This is a genomic window from Amycolatopsis sp. 3B14 (assembly GCF_050958625.1).
Lineage (GTDB): Bacteria > Actinomycetota > Actinomycetes > Mycobacteriales > Pseudonocardiaceae > Amycolatopsis_E > Amycolatopsis_E thermoflava.
Window position 1 is genome coordinate 14,787 of sequence record NZ_JBHZEN010000046.1, and the last position, 13,995, is coordinate 28,781.

The following is a 13,995-nucleotide window of genomic DNA, read 5'->3' on the forward strand; positions in this document are numbered from 1 at the left end:
CTGACAATTCGACGGTAGGTCCGAAAACGGGGACAGGGAATGATCAATGGGCGAACAATGGTATGACCGCAGCGGTCATACCATTTGCCGGAAAACTTCTCTGGCGTCCGCGACGAGCCCGGCCAACTCCGCCCCCGGACAGGCCCGGTCGCGTCGCCAGATGAGACCGGTCTGCAGCTCGGGGTGGAAGTCGGTGATCGGGAGCACGGCCACGTTCTCGACGCTGTAGTTGCGCATGGGACTGCGCGGGTCCAGCATCGAGACGGTGAACCCGAGGCCGCTCGCGACGATTTCGGCGACCCCGGAATAGTCCGTATGCGGCGGCTTGAGACGTTTCTTGACACCTGCCGTGCGCAGTTCCTGGTCCAGTTGTTCGAAATACACCGGCTGCGCTTCCGGCGGCACCGGGACGTACGGCAGGTCCACGAGGTCGGTGAGGCTCAGCGCTTCGCGGCCGTCGAACCGGTCCGCGGGCACGACCGCGCCCAGTGGTTCGGACAGCACCCGCACGACCTCCAGCGCGGGGTCGCTCACCGGCAGCCGGACCAGCGCGAGGCTCAGCCGCCCGTCGTGCACCGCCTCGACCAGGTCGCTGGTGCGGCCCGGCCAGCGCTTGAGGTCGAACCGGTCGCGGCAGCGTTCCTCCAGTTCCTGCACGCGGGCCCGCAGGTCCGGGTGCAGCCCGGCCGGCACCCCGATGAGCGCCATCCGGTGCCGTGGGCCGAGAGCCTCACGCAGCCGCCAGGGGATCGCGTTGAAGTGTTCGAGGGCCTCCCGGGCCAGGGGGAGGAGCGCGGCGCCGGCGTCGGTCAGCTCGACGCTGTGCGTGCTGCGCCGGAACAACCGGTGCCCCAGCTCGTGTTCGAGGTCCTTGATGCGCTGGCTCAGCGGGGACGCGGCCATGTGGAGTTTGCGCGCGGCCTGGGAGAAGTTCAGCTCCTCGGCCACCACGACGAAGTAGCGCAGGTGAAAGATCTCCACCCGGCCGAGCTTACGGGCGGCAGAAGATGAGCAGGACGCAGCTCGGGCCCGTCCGGGTGGTCGTGGTCGCGCCGGTGCTGGTGCCGCTGGTCGGGGTGCTCGTCTGGCCGGGGCCGGTCGGATCGGCCGGGGCGCCGGGGTCGGTGCTCGACGTCGGCGGCAGGTTGGAGTCGGTGACGGTGACCGTCTCGGTGGGTGTGCTGGTGCGCGACTTCGTGGCCCACGGGACGATGTCGCTGCCGTTCCCGGCCCCGGGGGAGGCGTTGGTGACCACGATGCGGGACGAGCTGTTGGTGCGCTCGGTGGTGTTCTGGTTCCCGGGGACGCCGCCGCCGGCGAGGCCGCCGGTCGGCCCGGCCGGGAGGCTGAACAACGCGGCGTCGTCGTTGGGCGAGGTGTCCGCGCCGACCTTGACCAGGATCGCGGCGAGCCCGCAGCCCAGCACGACGGCGAGCATGACCGCCATCACCTGGAACCGGGATCTCGGGGTGCGGGGCTGTTCCGTCCAGCCCTCGCGCTCAAGCAGTTCGGCCACCGACACTTCGTCGTTCACCGGACCCACCTTTCGGACGCGAAGGCATACCGACAGTTGCGCGCATTTGTACCGCAACCGGGTGAAGGTGACTCAGCCGGGGCTGTGAAACAACGTCCAAATCACTGACGGTGTTGGGAAATCGCTCCAAGCAACTTGCGCACGCCCTGAATTGCATGATCGAAGTGATCCACGGAGTCCGCCGCGCGGGCGAGCACGTACCCGCCCTGCACCACCGCGGCGACGGTCGCCGCGGTGGCGCCGGTGTCCAGGTCCGCGGGCAGTTCACCGCGCGCCACACCGTCGGCGAGGACCCCGGCGAGCCGTTCCTGCAGCCAGCCGAGGGTCTCCTGCACCGGCTGCCGGAGGTCCTCGCTGGCCACGACGTCCGGGTCCTGCGCGAGCCGCCCGATGGGACAGCCGCGGAGGACCTCCCGTTCGCGCAGGAGGTACGCGTCGATGCGCTCGAGCGCGGTGCCGCCGTGGGCGAGCGCGGCCTCGGCCTCGGCGCGCATCTCCTCCGCGCTGCGGCGGATCGCGGCCAGCGCGAGGTCCGGCTTCCCGCTGAAGTGGTGGTACATGCTGCCCTGGCCGGCTTGCGCGTGCTGCTGGATGGCCTTCGGGCTGGTGCCGACGTAACCGCGGTCCCGCAGCAGTTCCTGCGTGCTGCGGATCAGCCGCTCCGAGGTGTCCACCCCGCCACTGTACCTATCGGTAGGTACGTCAGAGCAGCTCGGGAGCGTGCTCGCGCACGGCGGTCAGCACCTCGTCCACGCTCGGGTTGACCATGGCCGCCGGGCCGACGAAGACCGTCGGCACCGTCTCGTTGCCGTTCGCGACCTCCCGCACCCGTTCCGCCGCGCCCGGCTCCTCCCAGATGTTCACCTCGGTGAACGGCAGGCCGGCCCGTTCCAGGCCGGCCCGCAGCGCCATGCAGAAGCCGCAGCCGGGGCGCCAGTAGAACTCGACGGGAGTGCTCATGCTTTCAGGTTAACCATCAAGGGATCACTTTACGCTTGCGCAACTCGTCGAAGATCGACCGGAACATCTCCCTGGTGTCCACGAACTCGTGGAAACCGAACCGGCGTGCCTTCGAGCCGTCCGCGATCACGTCGTAGTCCCAGCCGAAGACGAAGTCGCCGAAGCGCCACGACGACACCTCGGCGAACGACGGCTCCAGCCCGTACCGCTCGCGCATCGACTCCCACAGCGGCTCCTTGTCCGCCATCGCGGTCTCCAGCGACATCGGCAACGGCGGTGCGACCTCCATGTCGAACCAGCGCGCCAGCTCCGGCCACAAGTCGCTCCACCGGAACAGATCGCCGTTGTTGATGTTGAACGCCTGGTTGCCGCAGCGCTCGTCCGTCGCCGCCCACACCGTCGCCTTCGCCAGCAGCCCGGCGTCGGTCATCTCCAGCAGCGACGTGTACGCGCCCGGCTTGCCGGGGAAGCGCAGCGGCACGCCGAGTTCCTTCGAGATCGACGCGTAGACCGCGATCACGGTGGCCAGGTTCATCGGGTTGCCCAGCGCGAACCCGCACACCACCGACGGCCGCAGCGCCGACCACGTCCACGCCTTGCCGAGTTGCCGCTGCTCCAGGAAGTTCTGCTGGTCCACGTTGAACTCGGGTGGCAGGTGTGCCGGGTCGTCCTCGCGGGCCGGCGTCTTGAACGGGCCGAGGTGCGCGCCGTAGACCTTGTAGCCCTGCATCAGGCTGATGTGACGCAGACCGCGTGCGGCAGGCTCCACCGCGTCGACGAGGTTGACCAGCATCCCGACGTTCGGCGCGACCAGTTCGGCCCACGTCGGCTTGTCCTGGTAGGCGGCGTAGAAGACGTGTGTGACATCGGTCAGCCCGCCCAGCTTGTCCCGCGCGTCGGCGGGGTCCAGCAGGTCGACGGCGATGTGGCGGACGGGCCCGCTCGACGGCCCGCCGCTCCGGGACAGCCCGATCACGTCCCAGTCCCCGAGCGAGACCAGGTGGTCGACAAGGTTGCGGCCGATGACCCCATTCGCCCCGGCGACCAGGGCGACTTTGCGTTCCGTGCTCATGCACCCAGATTCGGCCGCCGGGAGCGATAAGTCCAAGTCCCGTTGGTACCGGGACCCATGAGCGTTGCTTATGCCCAGGTGTTCCCGGTGATCCGCTCGTAGACCTCGATGTAGCGGGCGCGGGTGGTGGCCACGACGTCGGCCGGGATCTCCGGCGCGGGCGGGGTCTTGTCCCAGCCGGTGCCGCTGACCCAGTCACGCACGTACTGCTTGTCGAACGAGAACTGCGGGCGGCCCGGCTGCCAGCGGTCGGCGGGCCAGAACCGCGACGAGTCGGAGGTCAGGACCTCGTCGCCGAGGGTCAGGACGCCGTCGGCGTCCCAGCCGAACTCGACCTTGGTGTCCGCGACGATGATCCCGTTCTCCGCGGCCCGCTCGGCGCCCGCGCGGTAGATCGCCAGCGTCAGCTCACGCAGGCGCTCCGCGGTCTCGCGGCCTTCCTGGGCGACCACGTCGTCGAACGTGATGAACTCGTCGTGGCCCTCGGTGGCCTTGGTGGTCGGCGTGAAGATCGGCTCCGGCAGCTTGCTGCCCTCGACCAGGCCCGGCGGCAGCGCGACGCCGGAGACCGTGCCCTGCTTCTGGTACTCCTTCAGGCCCAGCCCGGTGAGGTAGCCGCGGGCGATGCACTCGACCTGCACCATCTTCAGCGGCTTGACGCGGATCGCGCGGCCGGCGAACTCCTCGGGCACGTCGGTGGACACGACGTGGTTCGGCACGATCTCCGCCAGGTGCTCGAACCACCACAGCGACAGCTGGGTGAGCAGCTTGCCCTTGTCCGGGATCGGGGTGGGCATCACCACGTCGTAGAGCGAGATCCGGTCGGAGGCGACGAGCAGAATTTCGTCGCCGTCGGAGTAGAGCTCCCGGACCTTGCCCGCATAGATGTGCTTCATCGTCCCGTCCCGTGTCGCCGGATTTCGCCGCGCCCATCCTACGGTGCTGCTCAGCGGGCATTGACCTCGACATTACTTGAGGTTCTAGCTTCGGGATCATGCAACGGATTCCCTGGCCCGTGTGGCGGGTCTCGCTGGTGATCGTGTTCGGCGCCTTCGTCGGCATGCTGGACTCGTCACTGGTCAACGTCGGACTCGACCGGATCGGCACGGACCTGGGCGCCTCGCTCGACGAGGTGCAGTGGGTGTCGACCGCCTACCTGATCGCCCTCGCGGTGTCGCTGCCGCTGTGCGGGTGGCTCGGCCGCCGGATCGGCGTCGGGCGGCTGTGGCTGGGCGCCTTCGCCGCGTTCACCGTCGCGTCCGGGTTGTGCGCGCTGGCCGGCGACATCGGGTGGCTGGTCGTGCTGCGCGTCGTGCAGGGGCTGGCCGCCGGGCTGCTGACCCCGGCCGGGCAGACGATCCTCGGCCAGGCGGTCGGCCCGGAGCGGCTGGGGCGGGTGATGAGCATCCTCGGCATCGCGGTGAGCAGCGCGCCGGCGATCGGCCCGACCGTGGGCGGAGTGCTGCTCGACTCGCTGTCCTGGGAGTGGCTGTTCCTGATCAACCTGCCGATCGGGGCGATCGGGATCGCGCTCGGGTGGAAGTACGTGCCGCGCGGCGAGCCCGGTGGCGCCGGGCGGCTGGACTGGACCGGGTTCGCGCTGGTGGGGCTCGGGTTGCCGCTGTTCGTGTACGCGCTCACCTCGGTCGGCGAGGGCGGCGGCGGGATCGGCCCGTCGGTGCTGGTGTCTCTGGCGCTCGGCGCGGCCGGGCTGGTGGTGTTCGCGCTGCGGTCGTGGCGGCGGGAGCGGCCGCTGCTGGACCTGCGGCTGTTCGGCAACCGGGTGTTCGCGGCGGGCACGGTGTCGAGCCTGTTCATCGGCGCCGCGATGTTCGGCGCGATGCTGTTGTTCCCGCTGTACTTCCAGATCCTGCGCGGCGCGGACGTGGTGACCACCGGGCTGTCCCTGCTGTCGCTCGGTCTCGGCACGATGGTGGTGCTGCCGCTGGCGGGGTGGCTGACCGACCGGCACGGCGGCGGGATCGTCTCGCTCGTCGGCAGCGTGTGCACTGTGCTCACCACCGCGCCGTTCGCGTTCCTCGGCGCGGACGCGGACCCGGTGCTGCTGCAGGCGCTGCTGTTCCTGCGCGGGATGGCGCTGGCGTTGTCGGCGTCCCCGGCCGGGACGGCGGCGTTCGCGTCGGTGCGGCGTGAACAGCTGCCGGACGCGACCACGGTGCTGAACATCCTGATGCGGGTGGGCGGCGCGGTCGGCGGCGCGATGTGCGCGATCGTGTTGTCCCGGCTGCTGCCCACCGGCGCCGAGCACGCCTTCCAGGTCGCGTTCTGGTGGCTGACCGGCGCTTCGGCGATCGCGGTGGCCGCCGCCTGGTGGCTGTGGCTGGTGCAGCGGCATGAGCGGACCCGAGCGGTTCCGGTTCCGGCATAAGCTGTGCTCATGACCCTGCGGCAGCTGGAGTACCTGGTGACGATCGTCGACGCGGGCTCGTTCACGCGCGCGGCCGAGCTGCTGCACGTGACGCAACCCGCGCTGTCGCACCAGGTGCGGGCGCTGGAGCGGACGACCGGCGGGCCGCTGCTGGAGCGGCTGCCGCGGTCGGTGCGGCTGACGCCGATGGGCCGGGCCATGCTGCCGCACGCGCGGGCGACGCTGGCGGCCGCGCAGAAGGCGGTGTCCGCCGCGCGGCAGGCGGCCGGGCTGCAGTGCGGCGAGATCATGGTGGCGACCCTGTACTCGGTGAGCCTCGGTGTGCTGCCGCCGGTGCTCAAGGCGTGGCGGCGCGCCCATCCGGACGTGCACGTGCGGCTGTTCGAGCACCGGCACGCCGACGAGCTGGCCGCCGCGATGGCCCAGGGGCAGGCCGATCTCGCCGTCGGACCGGCACCGTCCGATTGGGACGGTCCGGTGCACCCGCTCGGCGAGGAGGAGTTCGTCGTGGTGGTGCCGCCGGACGATCCGGTGGCCACGGCGACCACGGTCCGGCTCGCCGACCTCGCCGAGCGGGAGTGGGTCCACTACGCACCCGGCAACGGTCTCGCCGACCTGCTGGACCAGGTGTGCGGGGCGGCCGGGTTCCAGCCCCGCGCCGCCGTGCGGACCGAGCAGACGGCCGCCGCGCCGTCGCTGGCCGCCGCCGGTCTCGGCCCGGCGCTGGTGCCTGCGAACGTCCTGCCGCCGCGGTTCGCCGCGCACCTGCTGCGGCCGGACCCGCCGGTGCGACGCCGATTGGCGGCTTACACGCGCCCGGGTGGCGATCCCGTCGTGTCGGCGTTCATCGAAATCCTCCGACGCAAGGCGATTCTGGTGCCGGGTCACGTGCGGCGCTGCCTGAATTGACCCGTTTCCCGGCCCGGCATCGGCTATATTCCAGCCCTGCCGATCGACTGGGAGGGTCCATGCAGGAGAGCCGGTGGCTGTCCGATGACCAGCTCCGGGCCTGGGTGCACTACCTCGGCGCACAGACCCTCGTGCAACGCGCGCTCGAGCGCCACCTGCACGAAAACGCGGGGATTTCCCATGCGGAATACGAAATTCTCACCAGGCTGGACGCCGCGCCGGACCGCCGGATGCGGATGGGCGAGCTGGCCGCGGTGCTGTTCTCGCCGGGCAGCAGGCTGAACTACCGGATCACGCGGCTGGCCGGCCTCGGCTGGGTCCGGCGCGAACAACACCCGACCGACCGCCGCGGCCTGTACGCGGTGCTGACCGCGGAGGGCGCCGAATTCCTCCATCGCGTCGCGCCCGGATACCGCAGGGCCGTGCACGAATGCGTGGTGGATCCGCTGACCGACGAGGAATTCGCCGAACTGGGCCGGATCAGCCGGAAACTGTTCCAGCACCACCTCGGTCGCGGCGATTAGGGCAGCAGGACCAGACGGCCGCGCAGTCCGCCGTCGCGCAGCCGCGCCGCCGCTTTCGCCGCTTCGGCCAGGGGATGCGTGCCTGCCACGCGCAGCGTGAGGTGGCCGGACGCGGCCAGCCGGGACAGCCCGGTCAGGGCCACGCGGTCGGCCTTGATGCGCACCGCGTGGATTCGGACGCCCCGGTAGTTGTCCGGACCGTTGCCGATCACCGCCGCGAACGCGCCACCGTCGGCGATCGCGTCCAGAGCCGGGTATCCGAGCACGGCCGCGTCGATCGCGCCGTCGACCCCGCCCGGCACACGCTTGCGCACTCCTTCGGCGAGGTCCTCCGTGCGCGGCACGAAGAACTCGGCCCCGAACCCGCGCACGACCTCCTCGTCGCTCGCGCCCGCCGCCGCCACCACCCGGAGCCCGCGCAGCGCGGCCAGTTCGACCGCGAACCCGCCAACCGCCCCGGCCGCACCGGTGACCAGGAGCGTCTGCCCGGTCTTCAGCGCCAGGGCGTCCAGGGCCTGCAGCGCGGTGAGCGAATTCAGCGGCAGGGTCGACGCCGCGACCGGATCGACTCCGTCCGGAGCCGGTGCGACGGCCGCCGCGTCGAGGACGATCTGCTCCGCCCACGTGCCGAGCGGGTCGGCCAGCCTGGTCCGCAGCCCGATCACCGCGTCTCCGGGCACGAACGCCACCCCGGCGCCGGCCTCTTCGACGACTCCCGCGACGTCCCAGCCGATCGCCGTCGAGCCGGTCCCGGCGACCACGCCCATCTCGGCGAACACCCCGGCCGTCGTGGCGAGGTCCACCGGGTTGACCGCGGCGGCCGACACCCGGATCCGCACCTGTCCCGGACCGGGCACCGGGACCGGCACGTCCACGACCTCCAGGGCCTCGGGGCCGCCGAACTCCTGCACGACTACCGCACGCATTCTTCGTCTCCTCCGGAATGAATCGATGGCGTCTGCAGTCGTTGAGAACCGGAGGCGCCGCGACGCCCATCCCGCAGCGAGGCACGCACTTTCAAGTGCGTAGGACACCCGGAGGTGCGATGGCCACCCTGACCGCCGCGCAACGCAGGCAGCGCGACCGCCAGGCCTACGACGCGTTCCTGGCGGCCTGTCCCGCGCGCAAGGTGCTCGACCGGATCAGCGACAAGTGGGTCACGCTCGTGCTGGCCGCGCTCGGCGACGGGCCGAAGCGCTACAGCGACCTGAGCCGCATCATCGCCGGCGCGAGTCAGAAGATGCTGACCCAGACGCTGCGTTCGCTGGAGCGTGACGGTCTCGTCGCCCGGACCGTCACGACGGCGGTACCGGTCCGCGTCGACTACGAGCTCACCGAACTCGGCCACAGCCTGCACGCCGTCGTGCGGCAGCTCAAGGACTGGGCGGAGAGCCACATCGAGGAGATCGAGCAGGCGCGCGCCGCCTACGACGCTTGAGGAACCTTCGCGAGGAAGTTCGTCAGTGCGGAATTGAACTCCGCGGGCCGTTCCAGGTTCGGCATGTGCGCGGCGCCTTCGATGACCGCCAGCGCCGCGCCGGGGATGAGGGAGTGCAGGAACTCCGCCTCGGCCACCGGGGTGTACTCGTCCTGGTCGCCGACGACCACCAGAGCCGGCACACGCACCGCGGTCAGCGTCGGCACGTAGTCTGGGCGTTCGGCCCGGCCCCGCAAGGCCGCCGCGGCGCCCTCCGGCGCGGTCGAGCGCATCATGCGGTGCACGTGTTCCGCGACGTCCGGCATCGCGGCGACGTTGGCGGGCGCGACCATCTTCGTGAGCACCTCGTCGGCATACGGCCGGAGCCCTTCTCGGAGCAATCGTTCGGCCATCTCGGTGCGATTCCGCTTGCCGTCCGCGGTCTCCGCGCGCGGTGAGGTGTCGGCGAGGACCAGCGCGCGGATCCGCTCCGGGAAGAGCCGGTGGCACTCCATCACGATCTGCCCGCCCATGGACAACCCGCCCAGGACGAATTCGCCGACGTCGAGCCGGTCGAGCAGGCCGGCCAGGTCGCGGGCGAAGGTCGCCAGGGGCGTCTTGCCGGGCACCACGGTGGTCTCGCCGTAACCGCGCAGGTCGGGCGCGATGACTCGCCAGCCGTGCGCGCTGAAGTGGTCCAGCTGGGGCCGCCACATCGAGCGGTCGAACGGGTGGCCGTGGACCAGGACGAGGGCCGGGCCGGAGCCCTTGTCGTCGTAGCCGATCTCGATCGTCATGCTCCGACGGTAGATCGGCTGCTATCTTCGGTGCAATACAAATATTGCTCTCGGTGCAATGTGGAGGTGTGGGTGGACTACCGGACGATCGCGGACGACGTCGCCGCAGATGTCGCCGCCGGGCGGCTCCGGCCGGGCGACCGGTTGCCCCCGCAGCGCCGGTTCGCGCGGCAGCGCGGCATCGCGGTCTCCACCGCGGCCAGGGTGTACGGCGAGCTGGTCCGGCGTGGCATCGCGGTGGGCGAGACCGGGCGGGGCACGTTCATCCGGGCCGCGCCGGAGCCGGGGTCCGCGCTGGCCGAACCGGCCGCCGCGACGGTCGACTTGGAGCTGAACTTCCCAGTGCTTCCGGAGCAAGCCGAGTGGATCGCCGCGAGCCTCGGGCCGTTGCTGCGGCCGGACCTGCTGGTGCAGGGGCTGGGGCCGTCCGTGGTGGCGGGCACGGCCGAAGCCAGGGCGGCGGCCGCGCGCGTGCTGGCGCGGGGCGGGTGGGCGCCGTCCGCGCCGGACGTGTTGTTCACCGGCAACGGCCGCCAGGCGATCGCCGCCGCGGTGGCCGCGCTGGTCCCGGCCGGGGAGCGGCTGGGGGTCGAGGCGCTGACGTACCCGGTGGTGAAGGGCATCGCGGCGCGGCTCGGGGTCACGCTGGTGCCGCTGGAGCTGGACGAGCACGGTGTGGTGCCGGACCTGCCGCCGCGGTTGCGCGCGGTCTACCTGCAGCCGGCGCTGCACAATCCGCTGGGGCTGGCCATGCCGGCGGCGCGGCGGGCGGAGCTGGCGGAGGCGTTGCGGGAGCGGGACCTGCCGGTGATCGACGACGGCATCAACGGTTTCCTGCGCCCGGACCTGGCGCCGCTGGCGGAGATCGCGCCCGAGCGGACGGTCGTGCTGGACAGCCTCTCGAAGCGGCTCGCGCCCGGGCTGACGCTGGGGTTCGTGGTGGTGCCGCCCGCCCTGCGCGACCGGGTGGCCGCCGCGGTGCGTTCGGGCGGCTGGGCGGCGGCGCGGTTCCCGATGGCGGCCGCGACGCGCCTGATGGCGGACGGCACGCTGGCGAAGATCGAGGCCGCCAAGCGCGCCGACGCGGTGGCGCGGCAGGAGCTGGTTGCCGAGCGCCTGGCGGGTTTCGAGGTGCGGTCGGACCCGCGGGCCTACCACTGCTGGTGGCAGCTGCCGGAGCCGTGGCGGGCGGAGACGTTCGTGGCGGCCGCCGCACGGCGCGGGATAGCCGTCACCCCGGCCGCGGCGTTCGCCGTGAGCCCCGGCAGAGCCCCCACCGCCGTGCGGCTGGCACTGGCCTCCCCGGGGATCGACGTACTGGCCGGGGCGCTGGACACGCTGGCCGCGCTGGCCCGCTCGAGCCCCGAGGACAGCGGAATCGAGTGATTCACCGCGGCGGTGCCGTTTGACGCTGGCCGCACCTTTCGCCGCGCGGGCGCGATCATGCCGTCGCGCGGCGGGCGGCTGTCCGAAGGGTGGCGGGATCGAGTGCCCTGCCGTGCCGGTGCCGCCCGCAGCTTTCGCCGCGCGGCGGGCCGCGCTGTCCACAGGACAGCGGATCGAGCGATTCGTCGCGGCGGTGCCGGCCGCAGGGTTCCGCCGCGCGGCGCGGTCAGGCCGTCACGCGTCGGGCCGCGCTGCTCTGAGGGCAGCGGATCGAGTCATGTGCCGTGGCGGTGCCGCCAGGTGTCACCGTCCGGTGCCGCCCGCGGCTTTCGCCACGCGCGCTGTCCGGCAGCGCGCGCTGGCTCGGCGGCAGCGGTGGCCAGCGCGCGGGCTTGGGCCGAGCGATCCGCCGCCATCCCGCCGCTGGCCCGGATGACAGCGGGGTCGAGTGAATCCTCGCCGCGCGGCTGGGCCCTGCCGCGCCTAGGTTCGGGCCATGACCAGCGAAGAACCGCGGAGCCTTGCGCACGATCTGCGGGACGCGATCGCCCCGCGGACCGTCCTCCTGGTGCTCGGGGTGCTGCTCCTGCAGCTCGGCTTCATCCTGTCCTACGTCGGCGCCTTCCACAGCCCGTCGCCGCACCGGGTCGACGTCGCCGTCGTCGGTCCACAACAGACGGTCGACCGCATCAACGCCCTCGACGGCACACCCATCGAGGCGTCACCGAGCCCGGACGCGGACGACGCGCGCCGGCGGGTCCTCGACCGCGACGTGGCGGCGGCCTACCTCGCCGACAGCGGCACCCTCCTGGTCGCGACCGCCGCGGGCCCCGCCCTCGCCACCGCCGTCGAGCAGGTCTTCACCGAAGTCGGCGCCGCCCAGAACCGCGCCCCGGTCGTGCAGGACCTCGTCCCACCGCAGGCCGGCGACGCCCGCGGGCTGACCGCCTTCTACGCGGTCGTCGGCTGGCTCGTCGGCGGCTACCTCGCCGCCGCGGCGCTCGGCATCGCGAAGGGCGCCCGTCCCGCGACACTGCGCCGGACGGTGATCCGGCTCGCCGCGATGGTGCCCTACGCGATCGTGTCCGGACTCGGCGGCGCGCTGGTCATCGACCAGGTCCTCGGCGCGCTGACCGGGCACTTCCTGGCCCTGTGGTGGATCGGCGCGGCCATCACCTTCGCGGCGGCGACCGTCACCATGGCTTTCCAGGTGCTGTTCGGCGTGATCGGCGTCGGCATCACCGTGCTGATCTTCGTGGTGCTCGGCAACCCGAGCGCGGGCGGCGCCTACCAGACCGAACTGCTGCCGCCGTTCTGGCGCGCGATCGGCGACTGGCTGCCCAACGGCGCAGGCACCGAGGCGATCCGCGACGAGGTCTACTTCGCCGGGAACGCGACCGGCGGCCCGATCACCGTGCTGATGGTGTGGGGCGCCGCCGGTCTCGTGGTCACCCTGCTCGCGTCCGCGCTCCGGATTCGCCGGGAAACGCCGACGACTCCATTACCCTGACCGGATGAAGGAACGCGCGTTGCCCAGTGGCGCCGAAGCCCAGGCCATGATCGCCGAGGCGCGCAAGGCGCTGTGGGTGATGGTCGGCTTCCTCGCCGTCATCTGGATCGTGCAGATCGTCAACTGGGCCACCGGCTACGCGCTGAGCTTCGACTTCGGCATCCGCGCCCGCGAGCTGAGTTCGCTGCCCGAAGCGCTGACCGCGCCGTTCCTGCACTTCAGCTGGGCGCACATCGAAAGCAACTCCGGGCCGCTGTTCATCTTCGGGTTCCTCGCCGCCTACCGCGGGGTGCGGAAGTTCCTCGGCGTGACGGCGCTGATCGTGGTCGGCAGCGGGCTCGGTGTTTGGCTGGTGTCGCCGCCGAACGGGGTGACCGCCGGCGCGAGCGGCGTGGTGCTGGGCTACTTCGGCTACATCATCGTGCGCGGCTTGTTCGACCGGCGCCCGATCGACATCGTGATCGGGCTCGTGATGGCGCTGTGCTTCGCCTACCAGTTCACGGCGCTGCTGCCGGCCGAGGAGGGCATCAGTTGGCAGGGGCACCTGTTCGGATTCGGGTCGGGCGTCGTCGGCGGCTGGGTGTTCCGGGAGCGGCGGCGTAAGCAGGTCGAGCCGGCGCCGGCGGATCCGACGGTCATGCTGGATCCGCCGCAGCAGCCGTGATGCCGGCGAACAGGTCGTCCTCCGGCAGGTCGGCCGGGATCAGCGAGCGGGCCAGGACGTAGTCCTCGGTCGGCCACACCTCGCGTTCGACGTCGCGCGGGTGGCGCAGGAACGGGTGGTCGGGGTCGACCTGGGTTTCGTGGGCGAGCAGGGCGCGGTCGCGGACGTCGAAGTGGTCGGCGCAGTGGATCCGTGTGGTGACCGGGGTTCGGGTGTCCGGCAGTTCGGCGAGGACCTCGGCCATGCCGGAGTCGAGGCCGCGGGCGGTGAGCGCGTCGTGCATGGCCTGGAACCACTCCTTGGTGAAGGTGGCGAGGTAGTAGAGCTTGGCGATCTGCCACGGCGTGCCGGCGACGGCGTCGAACGCGGCGACCGCGACCTGGTGGGTGCGGATGTGGTCGGGGTGCGGGTAGCCGCCGGTCTCGTCGTAGGTGACGAGCACGTCCGGGCGGAACTCGCGGATCACCTCGACGAGCCGGTCCACCGCGGCGCCGAGAGGCTGCCGGGCGAAGCTGTCGGCGGGTGGGTCGTCGGTGAGGCCGGAGTCGCGGAAGCCGAGGAACCGTTGGCGCACACCGAGGATCTCGCTCGCGCGGGCCATCTCCCGGCGGCGGATCTCGGGCAGGTTTGCGCGAACCTCGGGGATGTCGAGGCGGGGGTTGAGGACGTCGCCGCGCTCGCCGCCCGTGCAGGTGACGACCAGGACGTCCGCGCCCGCTTTGGCGTAGCGCGCCATCGTCGCGGCGCCCTTGCTGGATTCGTCGTCAGGGTGGGCGTGGACGGTCATGAGCCGCATCTCGGGCCTCCATTTCGCTAGGTTCGACCTAATGTTA

General features: G+C 71.8%; 16 protein-coding genes. 7 read left to right on the top strand and 9 right to left on the bottom strand.

Annotation, left to right across the window (positions count from 1 at the left end):
- Nucleotides 1-75: 75 nt before the first annotated feature.
- From ACCP09_RS25150 to ACCP09_RS25175, 6 genes are all read right to left on the bottom strand, one after another.
- On the bottom strand, nucleotides 76-981 hold the full coding sequence (locus tag ACCP09_RS25150; RefSeq protein WP_433750787.1) for a LysR family transcriptional regulator: 906 nt from the start codon (nucleotides 979-981) through the stop codon (nucleotides 76-78).
- A 10-nt stretch (nucleotides 982-991) separates the two neighbouring features.
- Nucleotides 992-1,534 carry a hypothetical protein gene (locus ACCP09_RS25155; RefSeq protein ID WP_027933915.1) on the bottom strand — a complete coding sequence of 181 codons (543 nt, stop codon included), beginning with the start codon at nucleotides 1,532-1,534 and terminating at the stop codon, nucleotides 992-994.
- A gap of 101 nt (nucleotides 1,535-1,635) precedes the next feature.
- Nucleotides 1,636-2,208 carry a TetR/AcrR family transcriptional regulator gene (locus ACCP09_RS25160; protein ID WP_433750790.1) on the bottom strand — a complete coding sequence of 191 codons (573 nt, stop codon included), beginning with the start codon at nucleotides 2,206-2,208 and terminating at the stop codon, nucleotides 1,636-1,638.
- Between the two features lie 28 nt (nucleotides 2,209-2,236).
- On the bottom strand, nucleotides 2,237-2,494 hold the full coding sequence (locus ACCP09_RS25165; RefSeq protein WP_017985097.1) for a glutaredoxin domain-containing protein: 258 nt from the start codon (nucleotides 2,492-2,494) through the stop codon (nucleotides 2,237-2,239).
- Between the two features lie 16 nt (nucleotides 2,495-2,510).
- The gene (locus tag ACCP09_RS25170) at nucleotides 2,511-3,566 is read right to left on the bottom strand and encodes an SDR family oxidoreductase (RefSeq protein ID WP_027933917.1); all 1,056 of its coding nucleotides are present in this window, start codon (nucleotides 3,564-3,566) and stop codon (nucleotides 2,511-2,513) included.
- A gap of 68 nt (nucleotides 3,567-3,634) precedes the next feature.
- Nucleotides 3,635-4,462 carry a phosphoribosylaminoimidazolesuccinocarboxamide synthase gene (locus ACCP09_RS25175; RefSeq protein WP_027933918.1) on the bottom strand — a complete coding sequence of 276 codons (828 nt, stop codon included), beginning with the start codon at nucleotides 4,460-4,462 and terminating at the stop codon, nucleotides 3,635-3,637.
- A 98-nt stretch (nucleotides 4,463-4,560) separates the two neighbouring features.
- Here ACCP09_RS25175 and ACCP09_RS25180 point away from each other — a divergent pair, with 98 nt between their 5' ends.
- Genes ACCP09_RS25180 through ACCP09_RS25190 form a run of 3 tightly spaced genes read left to right on the top strand, consistent with a single transcriptional unit; the run spans nucleotide 4,561 to nucleotide 7,388 of the window.
- The gene (locus tag ACCP09_RS25180) at nucleotides 4,561-5,955 is read left to right on the top strand and encodes an MDR family MFS transporter (RefSeq protein WP_433750796.1); all 1,395 of its coding nucleotides are present in this window, start codon (nucleotides 4,561-4,563) and stop codon (nucleotides 5,953-5,955) included.
- Between the two features lie 9 nt (nucleotides 5,956-5,964).
- Nucleotides 5,965-6,864: a LysR family transcriptional regulator gene (locus ACCP09_RS25185; protein ID WP_037324212.1), complete on the top strand. Its 900-nt coding sequence runs from the start codon at nucleotides 5,965-5,967 to the stop codon at nucleotides 6,862-6,864.
- Nucleotides 6,865-6,923: 59 nt separating this feature from the next.
- Nucleotides 6,924-7,388 carry a MarR family winged helix-turn-helix transcriptional regulator gene (locus tag ACCP09_RS25190; protein ID WP_027933921.1) on the top strand — a complete coding sequence of 155 codons (465 nt, stop codon included), beginning with the start codon at nucleotides 6,924-6,926 and terminating at the stop codon, nucleotides 7,386-7,388.
- Here ACCP09_RS25190 and ACCP09_RS25195 read toward each other — a convergent pair.
- Nucleotides 7,385-8,314, bottom strand: coding sequence for an alcohol dehydrogenase catalytic domain-containing protein (locus ACCP09_RS25195; RefSeq protein ID WP_433750801.1), 930 nt, complete (start codon nucleotides 8,312-8,314; stop codon nucleotides 7,385-7,387). The genes ACCP09_RS25190 and ACCP09_RS25195 overlap by 4 nt on opposite strands.
- A 119-nt stretch (nucleotides 8,315-8,433) precedes the next feature.
- Here ACCP09_RS25195 and ACCP09_RS25200 point away from each other — a divergent pair, with 119 nt between their 5' ends.
- A complete protein-coding gene (locus ACCP09_RS25200) occupies nucleotides 8,434-8,826 on the top strand; it encodes a winged helix-turn-helix transcriptional regulator (RefSeq protein ID WP_027933923.1) in 393 nt (130 codons plus the stop codon).
- Here the strand turns inward: ACCP09_RS25200 and ACCP09_RS25205 are convergent.
- Nucleotides 8,814-9,602: an alpha/beta fold hydrolase gene (locus ACCP09_RS25205; protein WP_433750805.1), complete on the bottom strand. Its 789-nt coding sequence runs from the start codon at nucleotides 9,600-9,602 to the stop codon at nucleotides 8,814-8,816. The genes ACCP09_RS25200 and ACCP09_RS25205 overlap by 13 nt on opposite strands.
- 72 nt (nucleotides 9,603-9,674) lie before the next feature.
- Between ACCP09_RS25205 and ACCP09_RS25210 the strand changes: the two genes are divergently transcribed.
- From ACCP09_RS25210 to ACCP09_RS25220, 3 genes are all read left to right on the top strand, one after another.
- A complete protein-coding gene (locus ACCP09_RS25210; protein ID WP_433750808.1) occupies nucleotides 9,675-10,988 on the top strand; it encodes a PLP-dependent aminotransferase family protein in 1,314 nt (437 codons plus the stop codon).
- 496 nt (nucleotides 10,989-11,484) lie between these two features.
- Nucleotides 11,485-12,498, top strand: coding sequence for a DUF3533 domain-containing protein (locus ACCP09_RS25215; protein ID WP_433750811.1), 1,014 nt, complete (start codon nucleotides 11,485-11,487; stop codon nucleotides 12,496-12,498).
- Nucleotides 12,499-12,502: 4 nt separating this feature from the next.
- Nucleotides 12,503-13,162 (top strand): rhomboid family intramembrane serine protease, encoded by a 660-nt coding sequence (locus ACCP09_RS25220; RefSeq protein ID WP_123684794.1) that lies wholly within the window; start codon nucleotides 12,503-12,505, stop codon nucleotides 13,160-13,162.
- On the opposite strand, the gene mca is transcribed toward ACCP09_RS25220, so the two are convergent.
- Nucleotides 13,134-13,958 carry a mycothiol conjugate amidase Mca gene (gene mca / locus ACCP09_RS25225; RefSeq protein ID WP_433750815.1) on the bottom strand — a complete coding sequence of 275 codons (825 nt, stop codon included), beginning with the start codon at nucleotides 13,956-13,958 and terminating at the stop codon, nucleotides 13,134-13,136. The genes ACCP09_RS25220 and mca overlap by 29 nt on opposite strands.
- Nucleotides 13,959-13,995 lie beyond the last annotated feature (37 nt).

Coding starts and splice junctions, on each gene's coding strand:
- ACCP09_RS25165 (WP_017985097.1), bottom strand. CDS start 2,494: ATGAGCACTCCCGTCGAGTTCTACTGGCGCCCCGGCTGCGGCTTCTGC.
- ACCP09_RS25170 (WP_027933917.1), bottom strand. CDS start 3,566: ATGAGCACGGAACGCAAAGTCGCCCTGGTCGCCGGGGCGAATGGGGTC.
- ACCP09_RS25175 (WP_027933918.1), bottom strand. CDS start 4,462: ATGAAGCACATCTATGCGGGCAAGGTCCGGGAGCTCTACTCCGACGGC.
- ACCP09_RS25180 (WP_433750796.1), top strand. CDS start 4,561: ATGCAACGGATTCCCTGGCCCGTGTGGCGGGTCTCGCTGGTGATCGTG.
- ACCP09_RS25185 (WP_037324212.1), top strand. CDS start 5,965: ATGACCCTGCGGCAGCTGGAGTACCTGGTGACGATCGTCGACGCGGGC.
- ACCP09_RS25190 (WP_027933921.1), top strand. CDS start 6,924: ATGCAGGAGAGCCGGTGGCTGTCCGATGACCAGCTCCGGGCCTGGGTG.
- ACCP09_RS25195 (WP_433750801.1), bottom strand. CDS start 8,314: ATGCGTGCGGTAGTCGTGCAGGAGTTCGGCGGCCCCGAGGCCCTGGAG.
- ACCP09_RS25200 (WP_027933923.1), top strand. CDS start 8,434: ATGGCCACCCTGACCGCCGCGCAACGCAGGCAGCGCGACCGCCAGGCC.
- ACCP09_RS25205 (WP_433750805.1), bottom strand. CDS start 9,602: ATGACGATCGAGATCGGCTACGACGACAAGGGCTCCGGCCCGGCCCTC.
- ACCP09_RS25215 (WP_433750811.1), top strand. CDS start 11,485: ATGACCAGCGAAGAACCGCGGAGCCTTGCGCACGATCTGCGGGACGCG.
- ACCP09_RS25220 (WP_123684794.1), top strand. CDS start 12,503: ATGAAGGAACGCGCGTTGCCCAGTGGCGCCGAAGCCCAGGCCATGATC.
- mca (WP_433750815.1), bottom strand. CDS start 13,958: ATGCGGCTCATGACCGTCCACGCCCACCCTGACGACGAATCCAGCAAG.